Source organism: Thermomonas brevis, from assembly GCF_014395425.1.
GTDB lineage: Bacteria > Pseudomonadota > Gammaproteobacteria > Xanthomonadales > Xanthomonadaceae > Thermomonas > Thermomonas brevis.
The window spans coordinates 2755559-2777898 of sequence record NZ_CP060711.1; the positions used below are offsets into that span (position 1 = coordinate 2755559).

General features: G+C 70.2%; 22 protein-coding genes. 14 read left to right on the plus strand and 8 right to left on the minus strand.

Annotated features, from left to right (window positions below; genetic code table 11):
- Positions 1-48 precede the first annotated feature (48 nt).
- The gene (locus H9L17_RS12815; protein ID WP_187569819.1) at positions 49-1467 is read left to right on the plus strand and encodes a mannose-1-phosphate guanylyltransferase/mannose-6-phosphate isomerase; all 1419 of its coding nucleotides are present in this window, start codon (positions 49-51) and stop codon (positions 1465-1467) included.
- A gap of 42 nt (positions 1468-1509) precedes the next feature.
- On the opposite strand, the gene H9L17_RS12820 is transcribed toward H9L17_RS12815, so the two are convergent.
- Positions 1510-2394 (minus strand): NAD(P)-dependent oxidoreductase, encoded by an 885-nt coding sequence (locus H9L17_RS12820; RefSeq protein WP_187569820.1) that lies wholly within the window; start codon positions 2392-2394, stop codon positions 1510-1512.
- 273 nt (positions 2395-2667) lie between these two features.
- Here H9L17_RS12820 and H9L17_RS12825 point away from each other — a divergent pair, with 273 nt between their 5' ends.
- On the plus strand, positions 2668-3261 hold the full coding sequence (locus tag H9L17_RS12825) for a LysE family translocator (RefSeq protein ID WP_187569821.1): 594 nt from the start codon (positions 2668-2670) through the stop codon (positions 3259-3261).
- 23 nt (positions 3262-3284) lie between these two features.
- Positions 3285-3923 carry a 2-hydroxychromene-2-carboxylate isomerase gene (locus H9L17_RS12830; RefSeq protein WP_187569822.1) on the plus strand — a complete coding sequence of 213 codons (639 nt, stop codon included), beginning with the start codon at positions 3285-3287 and terminating at the stop codon, positions 3921-3923.
- 12 nt (positions 3924-3935) lie between these two features.
- On the opposite strand, the gene H9L17_RS12835 is transcribed toward H9L17_RS12830, so the two are convergent.
- Positions 3936-4679 carry an SDR family oxidoreductase gene (locus H9L17_RS12835; RefSeq protein WP_187569823.1) on the minus strand — a complete coding sequence of 248 codons (744 nt, stop codon included), beginning with the start codon at positions 4677-4679 and terminating at the stop codon, positions 3936-3938.
- A gap of 3 nt (positions 4680-4682) precedes the next feature.
- Complete coding sequence (locus tag H9L17_RS12840) at positions 4683-5708, minus strand: GlxA family transcriptional regulator (protein ID WP_187569824.1); 1026 nt, start codon at positions 5706-5708, stop codon at positions 4683-4685.
- 323 nt (positions 5709-6031) lie between these two features.
- On the opposite strand from H9L17_RS12840, the gene H9L17_RS12845 reads away from it, so the two are divergent.
- From H9L17_RS12845 to H9L17_RS12860, 4 genes are all read left to right on the plus strand, one after another.
- Entirely contained in the window at positions 6032-6790 is a 759-nt protein-coding gene (locus H9L17_RS12845) for a dienelactone hydrolase family protein (protein ID WP_223158053.1), read from the plus strand.
- Complete coding sequence (locus H9L17_RS12850) at positions 6787-7266, plus strand: cupin domain-containing protein (protein WP_187569826.1); 480 nt, start codon at positions 6787-6789, stop codon at positions 7264-7266. The genes H9L17_RS12845 and H9L17_RS12850 overlap by 4 nt, the downstream gene beginning before the upstream one ends.
- Positions 7267-7320: 54 nt before the next feature.
- Positions 7321-8376, plus strand: a complete 1056-nt coding sequence (locus H9L17_RS12855) for an alpha/beta fold hydrolase (protein ID WP_187569827.1) — start codon at positions 7321-7323, stop codon at positions 8374-8376.
- A gap of 78 nt (positions 8377-8454) precedes the next feature.
- Positions 8455-8895 carry a GFA family protein gene (locus tag H9L17_RS12860; protein WP_187569828.1) on the plus strand — a complete coding sequence of 147 codons (441 nt, stop codon included), beginning with the start codon at positions 8455-8457 and terminating at the stop codon, positions 8893-8895.
- Positions 8896-9052: 157 nt separating this feature from the next.
- Here H9L17_RS12860 and cysK read toward each other — a convergent pair whose 3' ends face one another.
- Positions 9053-10012 carry a cysteine synthase A gene (gene cysK, locus H9L17_RS12865; RefSeq protein ID WP_187569829.1) on the minus strand — a complete coding sequence of 320 codons (960 nt, stop codon included), beginning with the start codon at positions 10010-10012 and terminating at the stop codon, positions 9053-9055.
- A gap of 45 nt (positions 10013-10057) precedes the next feature.
- On the minus strand, positions 10058-11509 hold the full coding sequence (cysG, locus tag H9L17_RS12870; RefSeq protein ID WP_187569830.1) for a siroheme synthase CysG: 1452 nt from the start codon (positions 11507-11509) through the stop codon (positions 10058-10060).
- Positions 11510-11659: 150 nt separating this feature from the next.
- Between cysG and H9L17_RS12875 the strand changes: the two genes are divergently transcribed.
- A complete protein-coding gene (locus H9L17_RS12875) occupies positions 11660-12628 on the plus strand; it encodes a LysR substrate-binding domain-containing protein (RefSeq protein WP_187569831.1) in 969 nt (322 codons plus the stop codon).
- 85 nt (positions 12629-12713) lie between these two features.
- On the opposite strand, the gene H9L17_RS12880 is transcribed toward H9L17_RS12875, so the two are convergent.
- From H9L17_RS12880 to H9L17_RS12890, 3 genes are all read right to left on the minus strand, one after another.
- A complete protein-coding gene (locus H9L17_RS12880) occupies positions 12714-13448 on the minus strand; it encodes a phosphoadenylyl-sulfate reductase (RefSeq protein ID WP_187569832.1) in 735 nt (244 codons plus the stop codon).
- A gap of 25 nt (positions 13449-13473) precedes the next feature.
- A complete protein-coding gene (gene cysI / locus H9L17_RS12885) occupies positions 13474-15180 on the minus strand; it encodes an assimilatory sulfite reductase (NADPH) hemoprotein subunit (protein ID WP_187569833.1) in 1707 nt (568 codons plus the stop codon).
- 123 nt (positions 15181-15303) lie between these two features.
- Positions 15304-17145, minus strand: coding sequence for an assimilatory sulfite reductase (NADPH) flavoprotein subunit (locus H9L17_RS12890; protein WP_187571964.1), 1842 nt, complete (start codon positions 17143-17145; stop codon positions 15304-15306).
- A 218-nt stretch (positions 17146-17363) separates the two neighbouring features.
- Between H9L17_RS12890 and H9L17_RS12895 the strand changes: the two genes are divergently transcribed.
- From H9L17_RS12895 to cysW, 6 genes are all read left to right on the plus strand, one after another.
- Positions 17364-17804, plus strand: coding sequence for an RrF2 family transcriptional regulator (locus H9L17_RS12895; RefSeq protein WP_187569834.1), 441 nt, complete (start codon positions 17364-17366; stop codon positions 17802-17804).
- Between the two features lie 13 nt (positions 17805-17817).
- Positions 17818-17991: a YezD family protein gene (locus tag H9L17_RS12900; RefSeq protein WP_187569835.1), complete on the plus strand. Its 174-nt coding sequence runs from the start codon at positions 17818-17820 to the stop codon at positions 17989-17991.
- A 72-nt stretch (positions 17992-18063) separates the two neighbouring features.
- Entirely contained in the window at positions 18064-19512 is a 1449-nt protein-coding gene (locus H9L17_RS12905) for an OprO/OprP family phosphate-selective porin (RefSeq protein WP_187569836.1), read from the plus strand.
- A 67-nt stretch (positions 19513-19579) separates the two neighbouring features.
- Positions 19580-20602: a sulfate ABC transporter substrate-binding protein gene (locus H9L17_RS12910; protein WP_223158055.1), complete on the plus strand. Its 1023-nt coding sequence runs from the start codon at positions 19580-19582 to the stop codon at positions 20600-20602.
- Between the two features lie 24 nt (positions 20603-20626).
- On the plus strand, positions 20627-21481 hold the full coding sequence (gene cysT, locus H9L17_RS12915; RefSeq protein WP_187569837.1) for a sulfate ABC transporter permease subunit CysT: 855 nt from the start codon (positions 20627-20629) through the stop codon (positions 21479-21481).
- Complete coding sequence (cysW, locus tag H9L17_RS12920; protein WP_187569838.1) at positions 21474-22340, plus strand: sulfate ABC transporter permease subunit CysW; 867 nt, start codon at positions 21474-21476, stop codon at positions 22338-22340. Before cysT ends, cysW begins: the two co-directional genes overlap by 8 nt.

Consider the following 22340-nt stretch of genomic DNA (forward strand, 5'->3'; position numbering starts at 1 on the left):
AAAGGGTAAACTGCGGCCTTGCTTTCAGCGAGTCGTGGCGAGGCCTCCGTGGCGAAATTGCAGCCTGTCCTGTTGTCCGGCGGTTCCGGCACGCGCCTGTGGCCGCTGTCGCGCGAGGCCTATCCCAAGCAGTTCCTGCCGCTGGCCGGCGAGGACACGATGTTGCAGGCGACCTGGCGGCGCGTGGCCGACCTAGCCGACGCCGCGCCGATCGTGGTGGCGGGCGAAGACCACCGTTTCCTGGTCGCCGAACAGCTACGCCAGATCGGTGCGCCGACACCGGCCATCGTGCTCGAACCCGTCGGCCGCAACACCGCGCCCGCCATCGCCGCCGCGGCGATGCAGGCGATGGCCGACGGCGACGATCCGCTGCTGCTGGTGCTGCCTTCCGACCACGTCGTGCGCGATGGAGAAGCGTTCCGCGCCGCCGTGCGCGCGGCCATGCCGGCGGCGGAAGCGGGCACGCTGGTGACCTTCGGGATCGTGCCGGACGCGCCGGAAACCGGCTTCGGCTATATCCAGGCGGAAGCGGGCCAAGCGGAAGCGGGCGAAGGCGTGCGCGGCGTGCTGCGCTTCGTCGAGAAGCCCGACGCTGTCACCGCGCAGGCGTATCTCGACGCCGGCGGCCACTACTGGAACAGCGGTATGTTCCTGCTGCGCGCCTCACGCTACCTCGAAGAACTGCAACGCTTCCGCCCGGACATCGTGGCGGCGGTGCGCACCGCCTTCGACGCGGCGGCGCGCGACGGCGATTTCATCCGCCTCGACAAGGCCGCGTTCGCCGCCTGCCCGTCCGATTCCATCGACTACGCGGTGATGGAAAAGACCGGCGCGGCCGGCGTGCTGCCGGTGTCAATCGGCTGGAACGACGTCGGTTCGTGGTCGGCGCTGTGGGAGGTGAGCGAGCAGGACGCCGACGGCAACGCGCACCACGGCGACGTGATCGCCATCGACAGCCGCAACAGCTATGCCTATGCGCGGCGGCTGGTGGCGCTGGTCGGCGTGGACGATCTGGTGGTGGTGGAAACCGACGACGCCGTGCTGGTGGCGCGCAAGGATCGCGTGCAGCAGGTCAAGGACGTGGTGGCGCGACTCAAGGCCGGGCAGCGTTCGCAGGCCGTGCTGCACCGGGAAGTGCACCGCCCATGGGGCAGCTACGACTCGGTGGACATGGGCGAGCGCTTTCAGGTCAAGCGGATCAAGGTGAAGCCCGGCGCGCGGCTGTCGCTGCAATCGCACGCGCGCCGCGCCGAACACTGGATCGTGGTCAGCGGCGTCGCCCGCGTGACCCGCGACAACGACGTGTTCGAGCTGTTCGCCAACCAGAGCGCCTACATCCCCATCGGCGCGAAGCACCGACTGGAGAACCCCGGCGCGCAGATGCTGGAACTGATCGAGGTGCAGTCCGGCGACTACCTGGGCGAGGACGACATCGTCCGCTACGAGGACGTGTACGGGCGGACCTGAGTCCCATGCTCCGAGCTTGATCCGATACGCCGCGCGCGCCCTTCATAGAGTTTCGGGCGACACGCGTTCCATCGCGCCGTCCTCGAGCACCGCCACCATGTCGAGGCCGGACAGGCCGCGCGCGCGGGCGGCGGCGAATAGCTGCGTCGTCGCGTCGATCAGCGAGGCATCGGCCCCCGCGTCATGGGCCTGCCGCTGCACCAGTTGCGCGATCTTCGCCACGTCCCCGATCGCGGCCTGCGGAGCGAAATCGCCGGTCGCCAGCTTGTGGAGCTTGGCCCGGGATACCGCGCTCGACATCGGTCCGGCATCGAGCACTTCGCGGAAGACGCCAAGATCCACGCCGCTCGCGGCGGCCGCTTTGGTCGCCTCGGCAAGCGCGGCCACCAGCACGATCAGGTAGTGGTTCACGGCCAGCTTCAGGCGCAGCGCCGACGGCACCGATCCGCAGCGCACCATCTGGCGGCAGAACGGACGCAGCAGCGGTTCGACCGCGTCGACGACCGGCGAATCTCCCGCCAGCATGCCGATCAGCGCGCCTTCCTCGGCGGGGCCGCGCGAACCCGACACCGGCGCTTCCACGTAACGGCCGCCCTGGCGATGGATGTCCGCCGCGAGCCCTGCCGAATAGCCGGCGGACGTCGTGCCGAGCATCACCACCGTGCGATCGCGGGCGCGCCGGCCGAAGGCGGGAAGGCCTCGCCCGAGAGCGGCATCCACGGCTTCCTGGTTCAGCAGCATCACCATCACGACCTCGCATGCCTCGAACAGCGCATCCACGCTCGGCGCCTCGATGGCACCGCGGGCGACAAGCGGCGCGCAGCGACCGGCGGTGCGGTTCCAGATGCGCAAGGGCACGCCGGCCGACAACAGGCGGTTCGCCATGGGCAGGCCCATGGTGCCGATGCCAAGGAATCCGATAGCCATGGTGAACCTCCGGGCGTGGCGGCTATTGCAGCGCCGCGCAGCGGAACAGGCGAGCGCCTGGACCGACATCTTCCATGCGGAATCGGCCAGGCAGGCTTGCGGCTGCGGAGCGTCGCGGCGCGAGCGACTCGCTCCGTTGCGGGCCGGACGATCCGGCGTGCCATTCCATGTCCGTTTCGTCCCGAAACGCGTCATCGCCGACGCTGGCCTGTCGTCGGCGCGATTGGCTCAATGACGCATCCGCGCCGCCGTCCGGCGCATGCGAGCCAACACGTGGACGTTCGATTGCTGGCGGCCAGCGCCGCCTTCGCCCTGGTCTCGTCGATCACCCCCGGGCCCAACAACCTGATGCTGGCGTCCTCGGGCCTGGCGTTCGGCTTTCGGCGGACGCTGCCGTTGCTGCTGGGCGTGCAGGCCGGCTTCCAGTGCCTGCTGCTCGCCGTCGCCGCCGGGCTGGGCGTCGTGTTCCAGCGCCATGCCGAGGTGCAATGGGCGTTGAAGCTGGTCGGTGCCGCCTATCTGCTGTACCTGGCGCACGGGCTTTGGCGTTCGAGTTCGACCGGCTCCGCGGCGATGGACAGACCGATCGGCTTCTTCAAGGCGGCGGCGTTCCAGGTGCTGAATCCGAAGGCATGGATGATGTGCCTGAGCGCCGTCGGCGCCTACACGCTGGCGGGCGCCGCCTATTGGCCGTCGGTGTGGAGGCTGGTGGCGCTGTTCTTCGTGCTGGGCCTGCCATCGATCACGCTGTGGGCCGTGTTCGGCAGCGCGTTCCGGGCGGCGTTCCAGAACCCGGAGACCGCCCGCCGCGTCGGCCGCGCGCTCGCCGTCGTCACCGGCGCGTCCTGCCTGCTCGTCCTGCTGTGACCCCTTCGCGGTGGAGGATGCCGATGGACGCACCCGCGACCTGGTATTTCGATTTCGTTTCGCCCTTCGCCTACCTGCAATGGCGGAGGTTGCAGCGGCTTCCGCTCGCGGGACTGATTCACCGGCCGGTGCTGTTCGCCGGCCTGCTGAACCAGCTCGGCCACAAGGGGCCGGCGGAGATCCCGGCCAAGCGTATCTTCACCTACCGGCAGGTGGTCTGGCGCGCCGAACGCGATGGCATTCCGCTGCGGTTCCCGCCCGCGCATCCGTTCAATCCGCTGCCCGCGCTGCGGCTGTGCGTGGCGGCGGGCACGACGGTGGAGGCGATCGATACGGTGTTCCGCCACATCTGGGAGGAGGGCAACGCGGTCGAGGATGCGGACGGGATCGAGGCGCTGGCGCGGCGGCTCGGCCTGTCCGGCGCCGCGTCCGCGTTGGCGGACGAGGACGTGCAACGCGCGCTTCGTGACAACTTCGCGCGCGCACTGGAGCACCAGGTCTTCGGTGTTCCGACCATTGCCTGCGATGGCCAATTGTTCTGGGGCGACGACGCCACCGACATGTTCATCGACTACCTGCGCGATCCGGCGATCTTCCAGTCGGAACGGATGCTGCGCGTCGCCCGCCTGCCGATCGGCGCCGCCCGACCGCAGGCGAGTTGAATCCGCCTGCGTTCAGCGCCCGCCCGCCACGTCCACGATCGCGCCGGTCGAGTACGAGGCTTCCGGCGAGAGCAGCCACAGGATCGCGCGCGCGACTTCCTCCGGCGTGCCGCCGCGGCCAAGCGGGATCGACGGCGCCAGGCGATCGATGCGGCCCGGCTCGCCGCCGCGGGCGTGGATGCCGGTGTGGATGAAGCCGGGGCGTACCGCGTTGACGCGTACGGCGTCGCGCGCGACTTCGGCGGCGAGCCCGCGCGTGAACGTGTCCAGCGCGCCCTTGCTGGCGGCGTAGTCGACGTATTCGCCGGGCGAGCCTGTCCGCGCGGCAACGGACGAGACGTTGACGATGGCGCCGCCGTGGCCGCCCAGGCGCGTGGACATGCGCCGCACCGCCTCGCGCGCGCAGAGCATCGGACCCACGACGTTCGTCGCCATGATCCGCGAGAGGCGGGCGGCGTCCATGTCGAGCAGCGTGCCTTGCCGTTCGAGCACGCCGGCATTGTTCACCAGCCCCGCGAGCCGGCCCATCCGGTCGGCCGCGTCGAACAGGGCGAGCACGTCGGCTTCCACCGACACGTCGGCGCGCACCGCCATCGCGCGGCCGCCGGCGCGCGCGATTCCGGCCACCAGCGCATCGGCCTCGCGTGCGGCGGTCAGGTAGTTCACGCAGACCGCGTAGCCGCGCTCCGCGCCGAGCCGGGCGGTGGCGGCGCCGATGCCGCGCGAGCCGCCGGTGACGATCAGGACGGGCGCCATGGCTCAACCCGCCTTCCGCAGGGACGTCCGGACGCGGCGTCCGGTTTGCTCGGCGACCGATGTCGTCGCGCGCACCTGGCCCGGCGTGGTGCCGACCGCCTTCTGCATCAACCGGCGCAGCGCGGTGGCGTCGCGATAGCCGACCGACAGCGCGACCTGCTCGATGCTCATCCTGCTGGTGCGCAGCAGCGCGCGGGCGCGATGCACGCGGATGCTCTGGATCATCGCGTTCGTTCCCATGCCGGTGGCGTGGCGGACGCGGCGGCCCAGGGTGCGCTCGGAGACGTGCAGCTCTTTCGCCAGTTCGGCCACGGACGGAATGTCCGGCAGCGCGGCTTCGACGCGCCTGGTCAGTTTCGAGACCAGCGCATCGCCGCTGGCCAGCATCGCCGGCACGACGAACTGCGCCGACTCGGATCGCTCGTGCAGCAGGAGCACACGCGACACGCCTTCGGTCAGCGCGGCGCCGAACCGCTGGCGCAGCAGATACAGCATCACGTCCGACTGCGCGAACGCGGCGCCGGCGGTGACCACGGAGCCGTCCACGCAGAGGATGCGGTTGCCCTCGAGCTGGGTGTGCGGCGCCAGCCGCGCAAGCTCGGGAGCCAGCCACCAGGTGGTGGTGGCGCGGCGTCCGTCGAGCAGGCCCGCCGCATGCAGCAGGAAGGCGGCGGAGCAGGAGGCCGCGACCGTGGCGCCGGTCTTGCCGCGCCGGCGCAGGTAGGCGATCGCGCGCCGGGCGTCCTCGCGCGCGATGCGGTCGCGGATGCCCTGCGCGCTTTCGACCCAGAGGCCGGGCACCACGACCACCGCGCCCTGCGACGTCCTGCGATCCGGCAGGCGCCGAGTCTCGATCGACAGCCCGCCTTGCAGCCGAACCGTGCCGCCGGCCGGCGAGTGGAAGGACCACGTCGGCAGCGCGTGTCCCGTCCGCGCCGCGTACAGCCGCGCCGCTTCGAGGATGTCGCGGGTCATGGCGACGCCGCTGGGATTGGTGCCGTCCAGCACCAGGATCTCGAAATCCTGCATCGCTTCTCCTCTCGTTCGCATGCAGTGCGGGCCATGCGTGGCGATGCGCCACCTTACGCCAATCCGGCGCCAAAATCGTATGTCCGTTTTAGCCTGAAAAGAGTCATTACATACACTCGACGGAAATGCGATACACCGGCTCAAATGGCCATCGTGCCATGCAGTTAGCGACGGCGAATCCATTCGGGCGAGGGGCAGCGATGGCGGCGGACGACGTTTCGATTCCGATGCGGGAACCCGCAGGAGCAGGCGCGGGAGGCGACGCGCTCGCGGACTTCCAGCCGCGCGAGCTCGCATTTGACGGCATTATCCGGCGCGTCCACGTGACCGGCCACGGCCCCGCCGTCATCGTCATGCCGGAGATGCCCGGCATCTCACCGGAAGTGGCGCGGTTCGCGCGCTGGGTGCGCGACGCGGGCTTCAGCGTGTACCTGCCGTCGCTGTTCGGCCGCGACGGCGCCGTCGCCAGCGCGGCCGAGGCCATCGACGTGTTCCGCAAGACCTGCGTGAGCATGGAGTTCCAGGCGCTGTCCGGCCGTGGCGACCGGCCGATCACCCGCTGGCTGCGTGCATTGGCGCGGCAGGCGCTGGCCGAATGCGGCGGCCCCGGCGTCGGGGCGGTCGGCATGTGCTTCACCGGCAACTTCGCGCTGTCGATGGTGCTGGAGCCGGCGGTCGTCGCGCCGGTGGTGGCGCAGCCGTCGCTGCCGCTGGAGGCGCCGGAGGACATCGACATGGGGCAGGACGAGATCGCGCAGGTGCGCGCGCGGCTGGAGCGCGACGACCTCAAGGTGCTGGCCTACCGGTTCGAAGGCGACGTGCATTGCCGGGCCGCGCGGTTCGCCGCGTACCGGGCCGCGCTGGGCGAGCGGTTCGACGGACGCACGCTGCCCGACAGTGCCGCCAATCCGAACCCGCCGCCGTTCTTCCGCGACGTCGTGCGCGTTCCGCACAGCGTCCTGACCGCGCACCTGATCGACGCCGAAGGCGAGCCGACCTGCCGGGCGCGCGACGAGGTCATCCGCTTCCTGCGGGATCGCCTGCATGGCGAATCGCCGTTTGTGCCCGAATCGATCATATGAGCGAGCCGGAACTTCCGGTGGCCGTGGACGCCGCCCGCGCGCCCGTCCGCGACCTGCCGTCCGTCTATCCGCCCCTGTTCGCGGAACGCATGGCCGGACGCATGAAGCGGCCGCTGGGCGCACTGTTCGGGCTGGCGAACTTCGGCATCAACCTGACCCGCCTGGCACCGGGCGCGGTGTCCGCGCTGCGGCACGCGCATGCGCGGCAGGACGAGTTCGTCTACGTGCTGGAAGGCGAGCCGACCCTTGTTACCGACCGCGGCCGTACGCCATTGAAGCCGGGCATGTGCGCCGGCTTCAAGGCCGGCTCCGGCGACGCCCATCAGCTCTTAAATGAGAGCAACCGCGATGCGGTCTATCTCGAAATCGGCGACCGCACGCCCGGGGATTCGGTTGTCTATCCGGACGACGACCTCGTTGCCGTCGGCACCGCCGGCAACTGGCGATTCACCCGCAAGGACGGCACGCCGTACTGATGCCGCGTCGAACGGGGCGTTGCCGCTGTCTCTTTCACCCACGAGGATCGAGCCGTGCGCTCAAGATGGTTTCTGCTTTCCGGCGTTCTTGCCGCGATGCCCGCATGGGCGGCGACGCCTGCCGTTATCCCGATCGAGCAGGTGCAGGAGGCCTACGTCCGGCCCCACGACCGGATCGAAGTCGAGCCGGGCCGCAGGATCAATCTCCACTGCGAAGGCGCGGGGAGTCCGACGGTGGTCTTCGAATCCGGCCTCAGCGATTGGTCGAACACCTGGGCCCTGATTCAGCCGGCCATCGCCACGCGGACGCGCGCCTGCAGCTACGACCGTCCGGGCATGGGCTACAGCGATCCGTCGCCGCATCCTGCGACAGCAGAAAACGCGGTCAGGGACCTGCACGCGCTGCTGGAGCGCGCCGGCATCCGGGGGCCGCTCGTGCTGGTCGGCCATTCGCTCGGCGGCTTCTACATGAAGGTCTACGCGGCGACGCATCCGGATCAGGTGGCGGGCCTCGTGCTGGTGGACCCGTCCGAGGAACGACTCTGGGATCGCGTCGGCCCGCTGCTGGCTCCGCGCTTCGGCGCCAAGCTGGCGGGCGAGGCGAGGGCGGATGACGCCGAGGGCATCCGGGCCGGCATCGATCACTTCCGCAAGTGTGCCGCAGAGGCAAGCCGGGGGCCGCTGGACGAGGAGGCCTACACGCGGTGCACGGATCCGGTGCGCCCGCAGCTCGGGGCCAGGATCAACGCCGAGCGCCGCAGGTTGCAGCCGCTTGCCGCATACCAGGCGGCGCAGGCGGAGGAATTCGCCCGCAGCATGTTCGCGGCCGACCCGGCGGCCGATGCGCGCTACGCCAGGTTGTTCGCCGGAAAGCATCCGTTCGGGGACAGGCCGCTCGTCGTGCTCACGCACAGCCTGTGGGACATGACGCCGTCGTTCGGCGAGACCGGCTGGCTGTCGTGGGTGACGGCGCATCGGCTCACCGCGGCGATGTCGTCGCGCGGCGAACAGCGCGTGGTGCCGATGACCCGGCACAACATCCAGGTCGATGCGCCGCAGGCCGTCATCGACGCGGTGGATGGCGTGCTGGATGCGCTTCGGCGCAAATGAATTCCCGGTTCCGTTGAGCCCGATGCGGGCTCGATGGATTCCGAAGTGATCGCGCGCCCAATCTGGAAGAGAAGAGCCATGGACACTACCAGCCCGACCGCCCATCCCGCATACGAAGGACGCTGCCTGTGCGGCCAGGTGTCCTATGTCGCCACCGGCGAACCGGTGTTCCAGTTCAATTGCCATTGCGATGACTGCCGGAAGAGCACCGGTTGCGCCTACGCGCCGATCATGTTCTTCGCGCGCGCGGCAGTAAAGGTGAGCGGCAACCTGACCTATCACGCGATGCGGGGCGGGAGCGGGCACACCATCGCGCGCGGGTTCTGCGGCGGCTGCGGCGCGCAGATCGTCGGCGACGCCGACATGGTGGGAAGCCTGCTGTCGATTCGCGCGGGAACGCTGGACGACCCGGGCCTCTATCAGCCGAAAGCCGATGTGTTCGTGTCGCAGGCGGCGGCATGGGATGCGATGGATCCCCGGTTGCCCAAGTACGACCGCTGGCCTCCGCGGCGGGCGTGATCGGCGCAGGGCGCCGTTTGCGCGCGCCGCCGCGACTGCGATCCGCAGCATCGAGCTATGCAGGGTGGCAATCTGATCGGGCAGACATCCGATCGCCGGAAACGGGCCGCTTTCGCGGGAACGGCGAAAGCGCCCGGCCGTGCGGTTTGGTCGCCGCTTATCCCAAGCTCGCCAGCCACTCGTCGTCGCTGCCCTCGTTGATGTCGGCGAACAGCGGCGAGGAGAAATAGCGCTCGCCCGTGTCCGGCAGCATCGCCAGCAGCACGCTGCCTTCCAGCGCGGTTTCCGCCAGCTTCAGCGCGGTGGCGGTGGTGGCGCCGGCGGAAATGCCGACGAAGATGCCTTCCTCGGCGGCCAGCCGGCGCGAGGTGGCGATGGCGTCCTCGTCGGCGACGTTGCGCAGTTCATCGTAGGCTGCGCGATTCAGCACCTCGGGCACGAAGTCCGGCGTCCAGCCCTGGATCTTGTGCGGCTTCCATTCGTCGCCCTTGAGCAGGGCCGCGCCGGCCGGCTCGGTGGCGACGATGCGCACGTCCGGGCGCGCGACCTTCAGCACTTCGCCCACGCCGGTCACGGTGCCGCCGCTGCCCCAGCCGCTGACGAAGTAGTCGAGCCGCTTGCCGGCGAAGTCGCGCAGGATTTCCGCGGCGGTGGTGCTGCGGTGGTAGGCCGGGTTGGCCGGGTTGGCGAACTGGCTGGCCAGGAACCAGCCGTGCTTGGCCGCCAGTTCCTTCGCCTTCTCCACCATGCCGGTGCCGCGCGCGGCGGCGGGCGTCAGGATGACCTTGGCGCCGTAGGCGCGCATGGCCTTGCGGCGTTCGATCGAGAAGGTTTCGGTCATCACCGCCACGAACTTGTAGCCGCGCGCGGCGGCGACCATCGCCAGCGCGATGCCGGTGTTGCCGGACGTCGCTTCGACGATGGTGTCGCCGGGCTTGAGCAGGCCGCGGCGTTCGGCGTCGAGCACGATGCCCAGCGCCAGCCGGTCCTTGACCGAGCCGCCGGGATTGAACGATTCCGCCTTCACGTAGACGGTGGCGTGCTTCGGCGCGAGGCGCTGGAGCTTGATGATCGGGGTGTTGCCGACGGTGTCGAGGATGCTGTCGTAGAGGGCCATGGCGGCGTGTGTCCTTGTTCCGGAAAAGATGTTCTTGAAGGCGAATCAGGCGGCGCGGGCAAGGCCACGACATCCTGCGTCGGCGTTGGTTAGCGGCGCGTCGCCGAACCAGTGCAGGCGGGTGGCGAAGGCGGCGACCTCGCCGACCACCAGCAGCGCCGGCGCCTGCACCGCGTGGATGCGCGCCAGCTCCGGCAGTTCCGCCAGCGTGCCGGCGACCACACGCTGCTGCGGGCGGCTGCCGTTCTCGACCAGCGCGAACGGCGTGGACGCGGCGAGGCCGTGGCCGACCAGGTTGTCGCGCAGGCGTTCCAATCCGGACACGCCCATGTAGAACGCCAGCGTCTGCCCCGGCTGCGCCAGCGCGGCCCAGTCATGTTCGGCATCGCCGCTGCGCGCCTGCGCGGTGAGCAGGCGCAGCGACTGCGCATGGTCGCGATGGGTCAGCGGAATGCCGGCGTGGGCGGCGCAGGCGACTGCTGCGGTGATGCCGGGCACCACTTCGTAATCGATGCCGCGTTCGCGCAATGCTTCCAGCTCCTCGCCGCCGCGCCCGAACACGAACGGATCGCCGCCCTTCAGCCGCACCACGCGCTTGCCGGCGCCGGCGAGTTCGATCATCAGCGCGTGGATGCGCTGCTGGGTGGCGTCGTGGTTGCCGCCGACGCGCTTGCCGACTTCGATGCGCTCGGCGTCGCGGCGGGCCAGCGCCAGCACGTCGTCGCTAACGAGGCGGTCGTGCAGGATCACGTCGGCCTCGTTGAGCGCGCGCAGCGCGCGCAGGGTCAGCAGGCCCGGATCGCCGGGACCGGCGCCGACCAGCGCCACGCTGCCGCGGCGCGGGGGCGGCGTCGCGAGCAGTTCCGCTTCCACGCTGTGCCGCGCGGCGTTGGCGTCGCCTCGGCGCAGCAGCGCCTGCGCCGGGCCGGTCAGCACGCGCCGGAAGAAGGCGCGGCGCGCGGACAGGTCGGGCAGGCGGTCGCGGATGCGGCCGCGCAGGTCGATGAAGAGCTGCGCCAGCGCGCCGAGCGATTCATCGAGCTGCGTTTCCAGCTGTTCGCGCAGATGGCGCGCGAGCATCGGCGCCGCGCCGCCGCTCGAGATCGCGATCTGCAACGGGCCGCGCTGCACGCGCGCCGGAAGCTGGGCGCTTGCCAGTTCCGCGTCGTCCACCACGTTGACCCAGAGCCGGCGCGCGTTGGCGGCGTCGGCCACCGCGCGGTTCGCGGCGGGATCGTCGGTGGCGGCGATCACCAGCCAGGCGTCGTCGAGCTGCGCCGGATCGAACGCCGCGCCGAGATGGGCGATGCGTTTCCTGCGCACCAGCGCCGCCAGCTCCGCATCCAGCGCGGGCGCGACGACGGCGACCTCGGCGGCCGCCTCCAGCAGCGCGCCGACCTTGCGGGTGGCCACGGCGCCGCCGCCGACTACCAGTACGCGGCGGCCGCGCAGGTCGAGGAACAGGGGGAACAGCGACGGGGCGGGCGAGGCTTGCATGCCGCCACGCTAGGCCCGCCCATCGGCGGGGGGAAATGGCGGGCCGGTTTCAGCTTATTCTCCAGAGGCATAAGCATTGTCTGGATATGCCCACAGAGTCCGATATACTTCATCGCTATATGCAGATATAGCGATATAAAGGCCGCCGCCATGACCCTGACCCAGCTCCGCTACCTCGTCGCCATCGCCGATTCCGGCTTCAACATCACCCAGGCGGCCGAGCGCGTGCACGCCACCCAGCCGGGCCTGTCCAAGCAGCTCAAGCAGCTGGAGGACGAGCTGGGCTTCCAGCTGTTCCTGCGCAAGGGCCGCAGCCTGGAAGGCGTGGCGCCGGCCGGCGTGAAGGTGATCGAGCACGCGCGCAAGATCCTGTCCGAAGCCGCCAACATCCGCAGCTACGCCGCCAACGAGCGCGGCGAACACCGCGGCCGCCTGCTGCTGGCGACCACCCACACGCAGGCGCGCTACGTGCTGCCGAAGGTGATCGCCGATATCACCCGCCGCTATCCGCAGGTCAGCGTGGACCTGTTCGCTTCCGGCGACGCCGAGGTGCTGGACAAGCTGGACGAGGCCGACTTCGGCCTGATCAGCACCGCCGGCAGCGCGCCGGCCACCAGCGGCGTGGCGGTGCCGCTGTTCCGCTGGCAGCGCGTGCTGCTGGTGCCGAAGGCGCATCCGCTGGCCGCGCTGAACCGCGCGCCGAGCCTGGTCGAACTGGCGCGGCACCAGCTGATTTCCTACGAGTCCTCGATCCTGCCGGAGTCCTCGCTGCAGCGCGCCTTCGCGGTGGCCGGCGTGAAGCCGCAGATCGCGATGACCGCGCGCGACGCCAACCTGATCGTGGCCTACGTGCGCACCGGCCTGGGCGCCGGCCTGCTGGCCGAGATGGCGGTGGGCGAGCTCGAAGGCGACGACCTGCGGGTGATCCCGGCGCCGCCGGAACTGCCCGAATGCATCACCTGGGCGGTGGTGCCGCGCGGACGCGTGTTGCGCGAATACGCGCTGGAGCTGCTGCACGGGCTGGCGCCGCAGGTCGATGCGCGCGACCTGCGCCGCATTCTGGAAGGCAATCTCGCCGCGGAATGGCCGGTGCCGCCGCGCTGGCAGGCGGCTGCGTAAACGGCTGCATTCGCCGCCATCGCAAGCGAAAAAGGCGCTCACGTCGGAGCGCCTTTTTCATGACGTACATTCTTGCGCCACTCTTCTATGCGGCGGAGCTGGCCGGTTCGTCGAAGTGCAGCCCGCACTCGCGGCGCAGTCCGAAGAAGCGCGTCTGCGCCACGTCCATGCCGGGCTTCAGCGGCTGGGTGGTGTGCACGTCACCGACCGAGACGTAGCCCTGCCGCGCCAGCGGGTGTTCCGGCAGGTCGTGCAGCAGCATGTAGGCGCCGACGTCGATGTCGGTCCAGTCGGCGATGGGATGGAACTTGAAGCGCCCTTCCTTGATTTCCAGATAGGCGATGTCGCGGCGGCTGTTCGCCTGCCCGCGGCGCAGGCCGGCGTGCCAGCACTGCACGTCCAGCTCGCGCAGCGCGCGCTGCATCGGTTCCACCTTGCGCAGCTGGTTGTAGCGGCGCAGGCCGTCGTTGCCGGCCTCCCACAGCTTGCCGAAGCGCGCTTCCATCCAGGCGATGCCGATGCCGGGGCGGTACACCTGCAGGTTCAGGCCGAGCTGTTCGACCAGCTGGTCGGCGTAGCGGTAGGTTTCCGGAAACAGATAGCCGGTGTCGATCAGGATCACCGGGATGTCCGGCCGGGCCTGCGTCAGCAGGTGCAGGGTGACGGCCGACTGCACGCCGAAGCTGGTGGACAGCGCGTGCGCGCCGGGGATGTGCTGCAACGCCCACTCGACGCGCTTGCGCGCGTCCAGGCTGCCCAGCAGGCGGTTGAGATCGGCCAGCGCCTCGGGCGATACGGTGGCGGGATCGAGGGTGCTCATGGCGTCTTCCGTGAACGGTGCGCGATCAGGCGGCTTCGGCCGGATCGACGCGGACGTGGGTGGGGTAGGGCGGCAGTTCGACCAGGCCGGCGCGATGCAGGAAATCGCCGAAGCGTTCATCCGGTTCGCGCTCGGCGGCGTACCGCGCCAGCAGCGGATCGAGCGCTTCGAGGATCTGCGGCTCGGTGACGTTGTCGCGGATCAGCGTGTTCATGCGCATGCCGCGGTGGTCGCCGCCGACGAACAGGTTGTAGCGGCCGGGCGCGCGGCCGACCAGCGCGATCTCCGCCAGGTACGGCCGCGAGCAGCCGTTGGGGCAGCCGGAGACGCGCAGCAGGATCGGCGCTTCGCGCAGGCCGTGTTTGTCGAGCAGCGGTTCCAGCACGTTGAGGAAACCCGGCAGGTAGCGCTCGGCCTCGGCCATCGCCAGCGCGCAGGTCGGCAGCGCCACACAGGACACCGCGCTGCGGGCGATGGCGGTGGGCGCGCGGTTTTCCAGGTCCAGCGCGTGCTGCGCGACCAGCGCGTCGATGCGCGCGCGCTCGTCCGCCGGCACGCCGGCGACGATGACGTTCTGGTTGCAGGTCATGCGGAACTCGCCGCGATGCACCTTCGCGATTTCACGCAGGCCGGTCAGCAGTGGGCGGCCGGGCGTGTCGGCGATGCGCCCGCTGGGCAGCGACAGGGTGAGGTGCCACAGGCCGTCGTCGCTCTCGACCCAGCCGAAGCGGTCGCCGTTGTGCTCGAAGCGGTACGGGCGCGCGGGCCGCAGCTTGAAGCCGGCGCGCTCCTCCATCATCGCCACGATTTTTTCCGAGCCGTGGTCGTCGATGGTGTACTTGAAGCGCGCGTGCTTGCGGTCCTCGCGATCGCCCAGGTCGCGCTGCACGGTGACGGCGGCTTCGGCGATCGCGAACACCTGCTCCGGCGGCACGAAGCCGATCACGTTGCCGACGCGCGGATAGTGCTCCTTGATCCCGTGGCTGGCGCCCATGCTGCCGCCGATAGCGACATTGAAGCCGGCGAGTTGGCCGGCTTCATCGACGATGGCGATCAGGCCGAGGTCGTTGGCGAACACGTCCACGTCGTTGTACGGCGGCACCGCCACCGCGATCTTGAACTTGCGCGGCAGGTAGGCGTCGCCGTAGATCGGCTCGTGCTCGACGCCGCTTTCGGCGACCTTCTCCTCGTCCAGCCAGATTTCGTAATAGGCGCGGGTGGCCGGCTTGAAGTGCAGCGACAGCCGCTGCGCCCAGTCGTGCACCTGCGCGTGCAGCGCGGACTGCAACGGGTTGCTGGCGCCGAGCACGTTGCGGTTGACGTCGCCGCAGGCGGAGACGGTGTCCATCGCGGCGGCGTTGATCGCCTGCATGGTCGCCTTCAGGTCGCGCTTGACGACGCCGTGGATCTGGAAGGTCTGGCGGGTGGTGACGCGCAGCGAATGGTTCGCCCAGGTGGTGGCGATGGCGTCCAGCCCCAGCCACTGCTGCGGCGTGAACACGCCGCCCGGCGCGCGGATGCGGATCATGAACTGGTGCGCGGGTTCCAGCTTCTGGCGGCGGCGCTCGTCGCGCAGGTCGCGGTCGTCCTGCTGGTAGCTGCCGTGGAACTTGATGGTGCGCTGGTCCTCGAAGTTCAGCGAGCCGGTGGTGGCGTCCAGCAGGCCTTCGACCAGCGTGCCGCGCAGGCGGCGGCTTTCCAGTTTGATTTTTTCGACGGAGGGGTGGCTCATGGCGTTTGCTTTTCTCCTTCCCCTTCAAGGGGAAGGCCGGGATGGGGATGGTGTTTTTGTGATGCGGGAGCCGGGCACGGACAACACCATCCCCACCCAAACCCTCCCCTTGAAGGGGAGGGCTTAATAGACATCGCGCGCATAGCGCCCCTCCCGCTGTAGGTTCGACAGGTATTCCGCCGCCGCGTCGGCATCGCCGCCGCCGTGCTCGCGCACGATGTCCAGCAGCGTGGCATGCACGTCCTTGCCCATGCCGATCGCGCCGCAGACGTAGAAATGCGCGCCGCTTTGCAGCCAGTCGTAGACCTCGCGCCCGCGCTCGCGCAGGCGCTGCTGCACGTAGATTTTCCTGTGCGGATCCCTCGCAAGGGCCCGCACATCCGTGTGCGGACTTTCAACCTGGTCGCGCGAGAACGCGAGGTCGAGGCGGTGCAGCTCGCCCTTCTGCAAGGCGTCCTGCCACTCGGTCTGGTAGAGGAAGCCGGTGTTGAAGTGCTGCGCGCCGAAGAACAGCCAGTTGCGGCCCGAAGCGCCGGTTTCGGCGCGCTCCTGCACGAAGCCGCGGAACGGCGCGACGCCGGTGCCGGGGCCGACCATGATGATGTCGCGGCCGGCATCAAGGGGGACGCGGAAGCGTTCGTTCGGTTCGATGTAGACAGGCACCTGCGCGCCTTCTTCCAGCGCGGCGAGGAAGCCGCTGGCCGCGCCGAGGTGGTCGAAGCCGTGCGCGCGGTAGCGCAGCACGTCCACGGTCAGGTGCGCTTCCTCGCCGACGCGCTTGCGGCTGGAGGCGATGGAATACAGCCGCTGCGCCTGCGGACGCAGCGCGGCCACCAGCGCCTGCGCGTCCCACGCGGCGGGCCAGCGGCGCAGCGCGTCGATCAGCTGGTGGTCGTTCAGCAGCGCGGCCAGTGCCGGATTGCCGGGTTCCAGCAACTGCGCCAGCTCGCTCGCATTGGCGCGCTCGGCCAGCGTCGCCAGCAGCGGACGCGACAGCCGGGTCAGCTCGCGCTTGTCCGCCAGCCAGCGCGACAGCGGCAGCGACGCACCCTCGTGTTCGACGGCGATGCCGCCGTCCAGCTTCGTCGCCTCCAGTACCGCATCGACCAGCGTATCCGGGTTGCGGTGGCGGATGCCCAGCGCGTCGCCCGGCTCGTAGGCCAGCCCGCTGCCTTCCAGCGACAGCTCGATGTGGCGCACGTCCTTGTCGATCGCGCCGTACTGGCGGAAGCCCGTGCCCTTGAACTCGCGGCCGGTGATGCCCTGGTTGGCCAGCAGTTCGGCGGCGAAAGGCTTCTCGTGCGACCACGCCGGCGCGGCGTGCGGACGCAGCGGGGTGACGGTGGCGAGGTGCGCGGTCGGCGCGGGCTTGAGCAGTTCGCGGGCGTGGCCCAGCGCCTGCTCGCGCCATGGCGCGGCGACGGTGTCGATGTCGAGGTCGGCCTCGCCCAGCGCCTGCACGCGGGCCGCGCCGAGTTCGGCCAGCCGCGCGTCGAGCTTGCGGGCGATGCCGCAGAAGTCGGCGTAGCTGGAATCGCCGAGGCCCAGCACCGCGTACTTGAGCTGCGCCAGCTTGGGCGCGCGCTTGCCGTGCAGGAATTCGGCGAAGCCGATGGCGTCGTCCGGCGGATCGCCTTCGCCCTGGGTGCTGACGACGAGGTAGAGCAGCTTCTCGCCGGCCAGCTCGCGGGTGGCGTAGGCGTCGGCGCGCACCAGCCGCGCCGGCAGGCCGGCCGCCTGCAGGCTGGCGTGCAGCGCCTCGGCGGCGCGCTTGGCGTTGCCGGTCTGGCTGCCGTAGAGGATCGTGGCCGGCTGCACGGCGGCGGCCGGCGCGGTGGCGGCGGCGAGCGGGGTGGGCGTCAGCGCCTGCGCCAGCCCGGCCAGGTAGCCGGAGGCCCAGAGCAGCGCCGTGTTGTCGGCATCGGCGGCGAAGCGCGCCAGCAGGCCGTGCTGGTCGGCGTTCAGGGGGCGATCTGGGGCGCGGCGGCGGTCGACATGGCGATGCGTGCAAAGGAGTGCCGATGCAGGCTAGGCGCCGCCCCGCGCGAACGGAAAGGAAAGCGGGCCATGCACACATGCGCCGCGCGCATATGGGCCGATACGGCATATGCCGGCGCGGCATGGGGGCATCGCCGCAAGACGCGTTGACAGCCCGGATTCTGTTCCTATAAAAAAGATAGGAAATGTTGACGAACAAGGCCAAATACGGACTCCGCGCGATGTGCGCCCTGGCCGCGCTGCCCGCAGGGGAGCGCCTGCAGGCGCACGTGATCGCCGACCGCGCCAACATCCCGGCGAAGTTCCTGGAGGCGATCCTGGTCGACCTGCGCCGCGCCGGATTCGTCGAGAGCCGGCGCGGCGCGCAGGGCGGCCATGCGCTGGCGAAGCCGTCGGAGGACGTCATGGTCGGCGACCTGATCCGCGCCATCGACGGCCCGCTGGCGCCCGTGCGCTGCGCCAGCATGACCGCCTACGAGCCGTGCGCGGACTGCGCCGACCCGGACAACTGCGCGGTGCGCGCGCTGATGTGGGAAACGCGGGAGGCGCTGTGCGGCGTGCTGGATCGGCGCAGCCTTGCAACCCTTACCGAACGCGCAAGTCACGAAGCATGGATGCGTCATTAACAGGAGTCCCGTCATGAAGCAGCAACCGACCGAGTTCACGCCGGCCTCGCCGGAAGCGGAAGTCCTGCGCGCCATCCGCGACACCGCCTACGGGACGGTGGAAATCGTCGTCCACCAGTCCCGCATCGTCCAGATCACCCGCAGCGAGAAAGTCCGTTTCGACCAAACCCACCACGACGCGCGCTGAGCGCATCGTCCTTTCCGTGCCGACCGGACAGCCGGAGGCATGTCTTCTCTCTCCAAAACAGGAACCGAAGCCATGCTGTCCGAACGTCTGCCGGGTGCGTCCCGGCTTCCGCGCCGTCGATTGACCGCGCTTGCCCTTGCTCTCGCGTTCGCCATGCCGTTGGCGCATGCGGGCGAGCCCACCGACAACGATTTGCGGGCGCGCATCACCGCGCTGGAGCAGCGCCTCGGCATCGCGCCAGGCGAAACGGACGCCGGCGAGGCCGTCAGCCTCGACCAGCGCCTGCGCATCATCGAACGCAAGCTCGAACTGCAGGACGAGGCGGCCGAAGCCAGGGCCGCGTCCGCGCCGGTGCTCGCCGCCAGCGAGAAGGGCGTGTCGATCAAGTCCGCCGACGGCGCGGTCGAGTTGAAGCTGCGCGCGCTGGTGCAGGCCGACGGCCGCTTCTTCAGCGGCAGCGTGTCGCAGAACGACGGCTTCCTGCTGCGCCGGGTCGAGCCGACCCTCGAAGGCAGCTGGGGCAAGCTGGTGGCGTTCCGCATCAATCCGCAGTTCGCCGGCGACAGCGCCACCCTCAACGATGCCTATATCGACCTGCGCTTCGATCCGCGCGCCACCGTGCGCATCGGCAAGGCCAAGCCGCCGCTGGGGCTGGAGCGCCTGCAATCCAGCGCGGCCACCGCGCAGGTGGAGCTGGGCCTGCCGTCCGAACTGGCGCCGGGCCGCGACATCGGCGTGCAGTTGCAGGGCGACGTGCTGGGCGGCGCGCTCAACTACGGCATCGGCGCGTTCAACGGCGCGGTCGACGGGCGCGATGCGGTCACCGCCAATCCCGACGGCGAGTTCGAATACGTCGGCCGGCTGTTCTGGGAGCCGTTCCGCAACGCCGGCGGCGACCTCGGCACGCTGGGGCTGGGCGTCGCCGCCAGCGTCGGCGACACCTACGGCGGCGGCAACAACTTCCTGCCGCGCTACCGCACGCCGGGCCAGGAGCAGTTCTTCGGCTACGGCGGCAACGTGGCCGCCGACGGCCAGCGCCTGCGCAAGACCGTGCAGGGCTACTGGTATCGCGGGCCGTTCGGGCTGCTGGGCGAATGGATCGGCAGCGCGCAGGACGTGCGCGTCGCCAGCGGCGTCGGCGCGGGTACGCGCGCCACCCTGGAAAACCGCGCCTGGCAGATCGCCGCGGGCTGGGTGTTGACCGGCGAGGACGCCGGTTTCCGCGGCGTGCAGCAGCCCTCGTCGCCGTTCGCCATCGGCCAGGACGGCTGGGGCGCGCTAGAGCTGACCGCCCGCTACGGCCGGCTGGCCATCGACGAGGACGCGTTCCCGCTGTTCGCCAGCCCGTCGACGGCGGCGCGCGCCGCGCGCAGCTGGGGTGTCGCCCTCAACTGGTATCTCACCCGCAGCCTCAAGCTGGTGGCGAACTACGCCGGCACGGTCTTCGACGGCGGCGCGGCCGCGGGCGGCGACCGTCCGGATGAACGGGTGTTTTTCACCCGCGCGCAACTGTCCTTCTGAATCATCGGTTATCGACCCCTGAACGATCGCTATCGAAGCGACCCCATCGAACAGTGAGAATGCACGCATGAACATCATCAATCGCACGACGCTCGGCTCTTTCCTGCTCGGCCTGCTGGCCGCGCTCTCGGTGCCGTCCGTCGCCTCGGCGAAGGACAAGGAACTGCTCAACGTCTCCTACGACCCGACCCGCGAGCTGTACGCCGATTTCAACAAGTCCTTCGCCGCCGAATGGAAGCAGCAGACCGGCGAAACCGTGACCTTGCGCGCCTCGCACGGCGGCTCCGGCAAGCAGGCGCGCGCGGTCATCGACGGGCTGGAAGCCGACGTCGTCACCCTGGCGCTGGCAGCGGACATCGACGCGCTGGCGGACAAGGGCAAGCTGCTGCCCGCCAACTGGCAGTCGCGCCTGCCGCACAACAGTTCGCCCTACACCTCGACCATCGTGTTCCTGGTCCGCAAAGGCAACCCGAAGGGCATCAAGGACTGGGGCGACCTGGCGAAGCCGGGCGTCGGCGTGATCACGCCCAATCCCAAGACCTCGGGCGGCGCGCGCTGGAACTACCTGGCGGCGTGGACGTGGGCGGCGCGCGAATACCGCGACGGCGGCAAGGTGCTGGACTACATGACCCGGCTGTTCAAGAACGTGCCGGTGCTGGACACAGGCGCGCGCGGCGCGACCACCACCTTCGTCGAGCGCGGCATCGGCGACGTGCTGGTGGCGTGGGAGAACGAGGCGCTGCTGACCCTCAACGATCCGAAGGTGCGCGACAAGTTCGAGGTCGTCGCGCCATCGATCAGCATCAAGGCCGAGCCGCCGGTGGCATGGGTGGACAAGAACGTGGACCGGCACGGCACCCGCAAGCTGGCGGAAGCCTACCTGCGCTACCTGTATTCGCCGCAGGGGCAGCTGATCGCCGCGCGCAACTTCTACCGCCCGTCGCAGCCGGATGGCGTGCCCGCGGCGCTGCTGGCACAGTTCCCGCAGGTGCGGCAGGTGACCATCGACGATGCGTTCGGCGGCTGGAAGAAGGCGCAGGCCGAGCACTTCGCCGACGGCGGCTTCTTCGACCGCATCTACAAGCCGTAAGCGGACCGCGGGATCGCCACGCCGATGAGTGCCATCGCCCTGAAGCTGCGGCGCGCGCGCGCCCGCAATCCCCTGCCGGGCTTCGGCCTGAGCCTCGGGCTGGGCATGGCCTGGCTGGGCGTGGTGGTGCTGCTGCCGCTGGCGGCGCTGGCGGTGCGCGCGGCCGGGCTGGGCGCGCACGGCTGGCTCCGCGCGATCCGCGACGAACGCGTGCAGGCGGCGCTGACGCTCAGCTTCGGCGCCGCGTTCGCCGCCGCGCTGCTGGCGGCGCTGGTGGGCGCGCTGGTGGCATGGGTGATCGTGCGCTATCGCTTTCCCGGCCGCCGCCTGCTGGACGCGGTAGTGGACCTGCCGTTCGCATTGCCGACGGCGGTGGCCGGCATCGCGCTGACCGCGATCTACGCGCCGACCGGCTGGGTCGGCCAGCTGCTGGCGGCCTACGGCATCAAGGTCGCCTACGCGACGCCCGGCATCGTGCTGGCGCTGGTGTTCATCGGCCTGCCGTTCGTGGTGCGCAGCCTGCAGCCGGTGCTGGAGACGCTGAGCCGCGAGCCGGAGGAGGCCGCCGCCTCGCTCGGCGCCAACCGCTTCACCGCGCTGCGGCGGGTGGTGGTGCCGGAGCTGCTGCCGGCGTGGCTGACCGGCTTCTCGCTTGCGTTCGCGCGCGGGCTGGGCGAATACGGCTCGGTGATCTTCATCGCCGGCAACCTCCCGTACAGGACCGAGATCGCGCCGCTGCTCATCACCATCCGGCTGGAGGAATACGACTACGACGGCGCGGTCGCCATCGCCGCGCTGCTGCTGGTCGCTTCGTTCCTGTGCCTGCTGGCGATCAACCTGATCCCGCTGCTGTTCGGTCGCGGAGGCCGCGATGGCTGAGCCGGCGAAGGCGTCCTTCCACGATCCGCTGCGCGAGCCGGCCTGGCTGCGTCTGCTGCTGATCCTCGCCGCCGTCGCCGCGATGGGGCTGCTGGTGCTGCTGCCATTGGCCATGGTGCTGGGCGCGGCGTTCGGCAGCGGCTTCAAGGTCTGGTGGCAGGCGCTGGCGACGCCGGACGCACGCAGCGCGCTGAAGCTGACCCTGCTCACCGCCGCGATCGTCATCCCGGTCAACGCGGGCTTCGGCCTGCTGGCCGCATGGGCGCTGACGCGCTTCACCTTCCGCGGCAAGCGCGTCCTGCTGGCGCTGATCGATCTGCCGTTCGCGGTGTCGCCGGTGGTCGCCGGCCTGTGCCTGGTGCTGCTGTTCGGCAGCGACGGCTGGTTCCATGCGCTGCTGCAGGCGCACGACATCAAGATCCTGTTCGCCCGCCCCGGCATCGTGCTGGCCACGCTGTTCGTGACCTTCCCGTTCGTGGTGCGCGAGCTGGTGCCGCTGATGCAGCAGCAGGGCGCGGACGAGGAACTGGCGGCGCGCTCGCTGGGCGCGGGCGCGTGGACGATGTTCCGCCGCGTGACCTTGCCCAACATCAAGTGGGGCCTGCTGTACGGCGTGCTGCTGTGCGGCGCGCGGGCGATGGGCGAGTTCGGCGCGGTGTCGGTGGTGTCCGGGCACATCCGCGGCATGACCAACACGCTGCCGCTGCACATCGAGATCCTCTACAACGAATTCGACGCCACCGCCGCGTTCGCGGTGGCCTCGCTGCTGGCCGGCCTGTCGCTGGTCACGCTGGTATTGAAGTTCTGGCTCGAGGCGCGCCACGGCGATGCGCTCGCGCATTCGCACAGGCGCCATTGA